The organism is Photobacterium makurazakiensis (assembly GCF_050336715.1).
Classification (GTDB): Bacteria; Pseudomonadota; Gammaproteobacteria; order Enterobacterales; family Vibrionaceae; genus Photobacterium; species Photobacterium makurazakiensis.
On the sequence record NZ_JAKJSJ010000111.1, the window covers coordinates 1 to 7,554 of the forward strand.

At 46.1% G+C, this 7,554-nt stretch carries 8 protein-coding genes; all 8 read right to left on the reverse strand.

What is annotated here, in order from left to right:
- Window positions 1-79 precede the first annotated feature (79 nt).
- The 8 genes from L4D09_RS28135 to L4D09_RS28170 all read right to left on the reverse strand — a co-directional run bounded on the left by L4D09_RS28135 (window position 80) and on the right by L4D09_RS28170 (window position 7,349).
- The gene (locus L4D09_RS28135; RefSeq protein ID WP_428460850.1) at window positions 80-736 is read right to left on the reverse strand and encodes a 3-oxoacid CoA-transferase subunit B; all 657 of its coding nucleotides are present in this window, start codon (window positions 734-736) and stop codon (window positions 80-82) included.
- Window positions 737-791: 55 nt separating this feature from the next.
- Complete coding sequence (locus L4D09_RS28140) at window positions 792-1,487, reverse strand: CoA transferase subunit A (protein ID WP_428460851.1); 696 nt, start codon at window positions 1,485-1,487, stop codon at window positions 792-794.
- Window positions 1,488-1,644: 157 nt separating this feature from the next.
- Complete coding sequence (gene maiA / locus L4D09_RS28145) at window positions 1,645-2,277, reverse strand: maleylacetoacetate isomerase (protein ID WP_428460852.1); 633 nt, start codon at window positions 2,275-2,277, stop codon at window positions 1,645-1,647.
- 35 nt (window positions 2,278-2,312) lie between these two features.
- A complete protein-coding gene (locus L4D09_RS28150) occupies window positions 2,313-3,302 on the reverse strand; it encodes a fumarylacetoacetate hydrolase family protein (RefSeq protein ID WP_428460853.1) in 990 nt (329 codons plus the stop codon).
- Window positions 3,303-3,321: 19 nt separating this feature from the next.
- Entirely contained in the window at window positions 3,322-4,449 is a 1,128-nt protein-coding gene (locus tag L4D09_RS28155; protein WP_428460854.1) for a homogentisate 1,2-dioxygenase, read from the reverse strand.
- Complete coding sequence (locus L4D09_RS28160; RefSeq protein WP_428460855.1) at window positions 4,442-4,672, reverse strand: DUF2783 domain-containing protein; 231 nt, start codon at window positions 4,670-4,672, stop codon at window positions 4,442-4,444. Before L4D09_RS28160 ends, L4D09_RS28155 begins: the two co-directional genes overlap by 8 nt.
- Before the next feature lie 14 nt (window positions 4,673-4,686).
- Window positions 4,687-6,366 (reverse strand): FAD-dependent oxidoreductase, encoded by a 1,680-nt coding sequence (locus tag L4D09_RS28165; protein ID WP_428460856.1) that lies wholly within the window; start codon window positions 6,364-6,366, stop codon window positions 4,687-4,689.
- Between the two features lie 26 nt (window positions 6,367-6,392).
- Window positions 6,393-7,349: an MBL fold metallo-hydrolase gene (locus tag L4D09_RS28170; RefSeq protein ID WP_428460857.1), complete on the reverse strand. Its 957-nt coding sequence runs from the start codon at window positions 7,347-7,349 to the stop codon at window positions 6,393-6,395.
- Window positions 7,350-7,554: the final 205 nt, after the last annotated feature.

Consider the following 7,554-nt stretch of genomic DNA (forward strand, 5'->3'; position numbering starts at 1 on the left):
ACTGTCCTATATAGGGGAACCCCACCATGCTGAATTTATCGTTATTGTATGGTGGGGAAAGCCATTTCGGTTTGGGGAATTAGAATTGCATCTCGGGGATATCTCCCTGAACAACGAGCTCTCCTGCCGTTTTTTGTTTGATTTCCTCGACGCTAACACCCGGCGCACGTTCTTTGAGCCAGAAGGCACCGTTTTTAATTTCAAGGTAGGCAAGATCGGTGAGTACCTTTTTGATGCAACCCGCGCCAGTCAGTGGCAAGTTACAGCTCGGTAATAACTTTGAATCACCGTTTTTGGAGGCATGGGTCATGGTGACAATAATATTGTCAGCACCAGCAACTAGATCCATTGCGCCGCCCATGCCTTTGATTAACTTGTTAGGGATCATCCACGAGGCAATGTTGCCCCAAACATCTACTTCGAACGCGCCTAGTACCGTTAAATCAACATGCCCGCCACGGATCATGGCAAATGATTCTGCTGATGAAAAAATGGATGCGCCAGTCACCGTGGTTACGGTCTGTTTGCCAGCGTTAATCATATCGGCATCGATTTCATCCTCGGTCGGGAATGCGCCCATACCAAGCAATCCATTCTCGGATTGCAGCATGACTTCCATGCCTGTAGGGACATAGTTGGCAACCAATGTTGGAATACCAATACCGAGGTTAACGTAGTAGCCATCTTGAAGTTCACGTGCAACGCGCTGCGCCATTTGTTCTCGAGTTAAAGCCATGTTTGCTCCTTGCGTGGGTGATTAACCCAATTGAAATTGTTGATTATTCGATTCGTTATCGTGTTGTTCGCTGCTCAATACGTTTTTCGAATGTGCCTTTAATCACACGATTAACGTATATTCCCGGTGTATGTATGTGGGCAGGGTCGAGTTCACCGGGTTCAACAATTTCTTCCACTTCAAGTACGGTGATCTTACCTGCGGTCGCTGCAAGTGGGTTGAAGTTTTGTGCAGTATGGCGGTAAATGGCATTACCGTAACGGTCGGCTTTCCATGCTTTTACAATGGCGAAATCACCAGTAATGGCACGTTCCTGAATGTATTTTTTGCCATCAAACTCAGCAATGGGCTTACCATCCGCTACTGGTGTACCGTAACCTGTAGCGGTATAAAAGGCAGGGATCCCCGCGCCGCCTGCTCGCATTTTCTCTGCCAGTGTGCCTTGCGGGGTGAGCTCTACTTCGAGCACTCCTGATAGCAACTGTTCTTCGAAAAGTTTGTTCTCACCGACATAAGAAGCAACCATTTTTTTGATTTGGCGATCTTCTAATAAAATGCCTAAGCCAAATTCATCAATACCACAGTTGTTTGAAATAACGGTTAGTTCACGTGTGCCACGTTGTTTGATATTGGCAATTAAACCTTCAGGTATGCCACAAAGGCCAAAGCCTCCGGCAAGTACCGTCATACCGTCTTCTAGACCGTCTAATGCTGCTTCGTAGCTATCGACGACTTTGTTAAATCCTGCCATGGTTCTATTCCTTCTAAAGCCTAATAGTGTTCCCGTGTATTGGTGGGAATATTTATAGTTATGTCGATTTGTATCGTAGGGTAATAAAATCGAGAGTTAGCCGAGCAATAGTTGCTCGGCTTTATAGCGTTAACCAATAACGTTGTTTTTTATATAGTTAAGCTTGTGGTGAATTATCTGGGTGAGCGGTAATGAATGCATTGAGCTCATTACATGCCTTATCGATAGCTACCAATGTTGGATAGTCACTAAGCGGTAGATTGAACCGCTTGGCGTTGTACATTTGCGGGATAAGGCAAATGTCGGCCAATGTTGGTGTATCACCACAACAGAAGGGTGTACCTTGGTGCTTGAGTTGTTGCTCTAGTGCTGTAAACCCTTTGTGCAACCAGTGGTGATACCATTGCGTTTTTTGTTCATCACTCACCCTTAACTCATTCTTTAAGTACTTGAGTACTCGAAGGTTATTCAAAGGGTGAATGTCGCAACCCACTTGGTAGGCCAGTGACCGGCATTGAGCCCGTGCTAAAGCATCGCTTGGTAATATAGACGGCGTGTCTGTGAACACCTCATCCAAGTACTCACAGATAGCCAGCGACTGAGTCAGTATGTGCTCACCCGTATCCAGCGCTGGTACTAATCCTGCAGGGGCAATGTCGGTATATGAAGGGTCTGACTGCTCACCTTTTAGTAGCGATACGGGTACACACTCCCAATCAAGTTGCTTGAGGTTTAAAGCTATACGGACCCGATAGGCCGCAGATGAGCGATAATAGTCATAGAGCTTCATTATTTTCTCCCCCTTAGCGGACTGTTATAGATAACTTATTTAGAGACTGGATACTGGACAACGGTTTGGTCAATCGCGCCAAAAATACTGTTTCCTTGTTGATCAAACATCTCAATACGCACCTTGTCGCCAAACTGCATGAACGGCGTTTTAGGCTCGCCAGATTCAATGATTTCTAGCATTCGTTTCTCTGCTAAACAGCAAGAGCCACTTGAACGGTCGACATTAGAAACCGTACCTGAACCCACAATAGTGCCATTGCCCACGTGACGTGTTTTCGCAACATGGCTAACAAGTTGTGCGAAATTGAAGGTCATATCGACGCCTGCATTCGGGTTACCAAATAACTCTTCGTTCAAGTGTACCGTTAGTGGATGATGAACCGTTGAATCACGCCAGCTATCGCCAAGCTCGTCGGGAGTGATAGCGACAGGTGAGAACGCTGATGCTGGTTTTGATTGGAAGAAGCCAAAGCCTTTGCCAAGCTCGGCTGGGATCAAGTTACGTAGCGAGACGTCGTTCACCAACATTAGTAGCTTGATATGCGATGCTGATTGTTCAGGCGTAGCGCCCATTGGTACCGTATCGGTAATGGCCGCGATTTCAGCTTCAAAATCGATGCCATAGCTTTCTTCTCGCACGTTGATGTCATCGCGTGGGCCGATAAAGCCATCACTCATACCTTGGTACATCAGTGGATCGGTCCAGAAAGATGCTGGCATTTCAGCGTTACGAGCCTTACGGACTAACTCAACGTGATTGACATAAGCACTACCGTCAGCCCATTGATAAGCACGTGGCAGTGGTGAGGCACAATCTGTAGGCTCAAATGTAAAGCTGGCGTCACATTGCTTATCGTTAAGCTGCTGATAACGCGTTTCGAGTTTGCTTTCAACGATTGACCAATTATCTAATGCTGCTTGCAGTGTTGGTGCAATATCGGTTGCATCAACGGCGGTTGTTAAATCACGAGAAACAAGAACAAGTTGACCATCTAGGCCGTTTTTAAGAGAAGCCAGTTTCATTGTTATAATCCTTTAATATTTATTTTGCAGTCCATGAATTCACGTAATCTGTGTTCTCAACGCCTTCTGGCAGTTCAGGCACATCAAGCGGCATGCGGGTATCGATCATTACTGCTACTTCATCGGTTTCTTTTTTCGCGTGCTTTRCACCAGCCGCAGCGGCTTTCGGGTGTGGGCCATGCGGGAAACCACAAGGGTGTAGGGTTACCATGCCCGCTTCGATGTTATCGCGGCTGAAAAAGTCACCTTTGTGATAGAACAGCACCTCATCGTAATCATCGTTGTTGTGGTAGAACGGTACTTTTAGTGCGCCTGGATCGGATTCAATAGGGCGAGGAACAAAAGTACAAATGACGAAGCCGTCAGCAACAAACGTGATGTGGGCTGAAGGTGGTAAATGGTAACGGTGGCTCATAAGAGGGCGAATATCACGCCAGTTCAACTTAAATACCGTTAGGTTACCTTTCCACCCTTGTGCATCAAGTGGGTTGAATGGGTAGCTAATCTGGTTCATTTGCTCGCGGCTTTTAAGCAAGACTGTCCAGTTGTCTGTGCTGCTGCGTTGTGCATCAAACTTATCGTTGATGGTTGGGTATTCGAGTACTGCCGGGTCAAAAATAGCATGGTCGCCAACAATACCGCGTTCTGCACTCATGTATGAACCATTAGTGGCTTCTATCATCAAGACTGAAATAGGCTCATTAATCTCAACGCGCCAGTTTGTTGAGCGAGGAATGACTAAGTAATCGCCATCACGGAAGCTAATGTGGCCGTAGTCGCAATACAGATCACCGCTGCCTTGGTGAATGAACAGTACATCATCACCGTCACCGTTACGCGCAAGTTCGGTCATATTACTATCACAATGCCACATGCGAACTTTGACATTTGGATTCGTCAGTATGGTGCTAGCGTTGAATGGCTGATTGGTTTTTACTTCCAGCTTATTGGTATCAAAAGCACGAGGTTTTAGTGGGCCTTGCCACTCACTCCAGCCTGTAGGTGCATGGGTGTGATACATATGGGAAGCTGGGCCAAAAAAACCTTCTTTGCCAATCTCTCGTTCAAAGCTCTGCTCAGGCAAATCGCAATGCGCTTGGTTTGATGCTTTGCCTTCTTTAATTGGGAACTGGAACCACTTACGCATTGTTGTTCTCCTCTGTGGGTGCTGCGATGTTCAGGGCTTGCTGCAAGATATCGTTGTCACCAATGTGGTTGGCGAGCGTCAGAATTAATCGTGCATTAATTTTTTGGCTCAGCTGCTCGTCACCGTGACGATGGAGATCAATCAGGCGATTATAAAAGCCATCGGTATCTTCAAAGTTTGGCGTTAAATTCAGCTGTGGTTTAACGCTGTTTGATGTAGTCATAACTGATTCCTTTCCTATCCGTTACAGGTGGCTTTAGTGACAGCGTGATGAATACTGGAGGCATTGAACTCACGCCAACGTGCGGTCACGTGTTGATCTGGGCGGAATAGATAAGTCGTTGATGGTTTAGCATCAAAGCGGTCAAATAATACGCCGTTGCTATCTTGAATCGCGGTTAGGCCTTCAGGCAGCTCAATGAGCTCGCTTTCTTTGCTGAATAGGACGATGGGTTTTACCGGAATAGCTTGCTTGGTTAACGCTTGTAATGCTTCCGTCGGTATATCGCTATTGCCATCGGCAAAATAAATGGCTGTGAAATCATTACCAATCTGGTTTAGTAACCAATTTGTAGAGCCGTCTTTAAAGTGAATAGGGGCGTCGGTTGAAACGGTACCCGGTAGCAATTCACTGCAATACGTATCGTCATCTTCCGTGTTTAACATTGAACCGGATAAACGAGCGGGTACTGATAAGCGGCCAGAATTAACTAAAGGACGTGCAAACTCATGATGTTCTGCTAAATCAAGTACAGCATCTCGGAACACGAGGCTGATGTTATTTTTTGGTGTGATGAAATCCGTCGAACGCGTCGAGTTCATGATGTTTTCATCTGCGGCATACACACGCTCGTCACTGTAAGTATCAAGCAGGTGAGTCGGGGCTTTGCCATCAAGTACTAACTTGAGTTTCCAAATGAGATTATCTGTGTCTTGTACGCCAGAATTTGCCCCCCGAGCACCAAATGGACTGACTTGGTGTGCGGCATCCCCCGTGAACAATACGCGACCATGACGGAATTTATCCATACGACGGCAGCGGAAGGTGTACACGCTGCACCATTCCAACTCAAAGTTGTCATGTCCTAGCATGGCTGCCACACGAGGGATGACATTCTCAGGCTTCTTCTCTTCTTCAGGATCCGCATCCCAGCCGAGGTCGAAGTCGATACGCCAAACGTTATCTGGCTGCTTGTGTAAAAGGCTTGAGTGGCCTTTGTGGAATGGAGGCTTAAACCAGAACCAACGCTCAGAGGGGAACTCAGCTTTCATGACAACATCGGCAATCAAGAAACGATCTTTGAAGATCTGTCCCTTACTTTCTAGCCCCATCATGGTACGAATAGAGCTGTTTGCGCCATCAGCCACAATCAGATAATCACAACTCAGGTGATATTCGCCATCGGGTGTATCAATCGTCAGAAGAACTTTATCGTCACCATCTTCAATTGCAGTAACTTTGTTTTTCCAGCGAAGGTCGATGGTATCTGTATGTTTGTAGGCTTCATCAACCAAGTACTCTTCCATATAGTACTGTTGAAGGTTAATGAATCCCGGGCGGCGGTGATGATCCTCTGGCAGCATGTTGAATTGGTATACTTTTTCTTCTTCAAGAAAAACCTTACCTGTGTTCCAGGTTACCCCTTTATCGACCATACGTTGACCCGCATCACCTGCGACTCGGTCAACGATTTCCAAGAACCGCTTAGCGTAACATACAGCACGAGAGCCAATACTGACGGTGTTGTTATCATCTAACACAACCACAGGTTGATTCTGTGTTGCACAATCAAGAGCAGCTGTTAGACCAACGGGCCCTGCACCAACAACAATAACAGGGTGGTGTGTAGTATGCGTACCTGTTTGATCAGCATGTTTAACGTAATCATAAACAGGGTTGGTATAGGTTGAATGCATTTGAGTATCCTCCATTCCTTGGCGGTTTACAGTGCGTCTTGTAGTGAATGCCACATGTCTTGGTCACGCTCTGCAGTCCAAATGCGAGGGTTCACATAATCGCCGGCTTCGTCATAACACCGGGTAATATCAAACGGTAGACAATGCTCGAAAATCACCCACTCAGCATATTTAGGCGCAAGTACTTGATAGGTGTCACGGTAGCAATCAGCCAGCGATTTACCCGCCTCTTTACCAGCTTTTACGGTTTCAAACATAGTGCTGACAAATGCGCGTGTTCCTTCAATGGCATCTTCACATAATTGAGGGGTTGTAAGCGCTTCACCGCGGCCAGGAACAAGCTGTTCAGGTTTTAATGCCAGTAGGTTATCAAGCGTGTTCGGCCAATCTTTGTGGTAAGCATCGCCAGAATAGGGCGTCGCACCGTATTCAACTAAGTCGCCAGCAAAAAGGATTTTTTCCTCGGGTAGCCATACCACGGTGTCACCTTTGGTGTGACCGGCGCCAAGGTGCATGATTTCAACTTTTCGTTTACCCATATATAGCGTCATGGTTTTGTCGAAAACCACTGTTGGCCATGTTAGTCCCGGTACGGTTTCGACACCGGCAAACAGGCGAGGGAAGCGGCCAACTTCTGATTCATAGTCTTGCTGACCACGTTCAACAATAAGATCGTAAGTGTTTTGGCTTGCAATGATGTTTTCTGCACCGTAAGCCGATGCGCCTAATACACGTACAGCATGGTAATGGCTTAAAACGATGTGTTTGATTGGTTTGTCGGTAACTTCACGAATACGGTCAATAACGTCTTGTGCCATTGCCGGCGTGGCTTGGGTATCAATGACCATAACGCTGTCATCACCAATGATGATACCTGTGTTTGGATCGCCTTCAGCGGTGTAGGCATAAACACCTTCAGCCAATTTATCAAAACTGACATTCTTAATTTCTACATCAGCGTGTGAAGCAAACTTCTTAGTCATCTCTAGCATCCTTTCAAACAGTGAGTAAACCGAGCGTTAGGTGATTGCTTGTTGAGCAGTTAACGACGGTTCTTTTTGGGTTTTTAGTGTTTCATTTAAAATATTAGTTACAAATGAAACTAAACTTTCATTAACAATATTGCTAACAAACCTAGAGCGCAATTAGACTAAAGTCTAATAAAATACCCATTGATACTTCTTAATT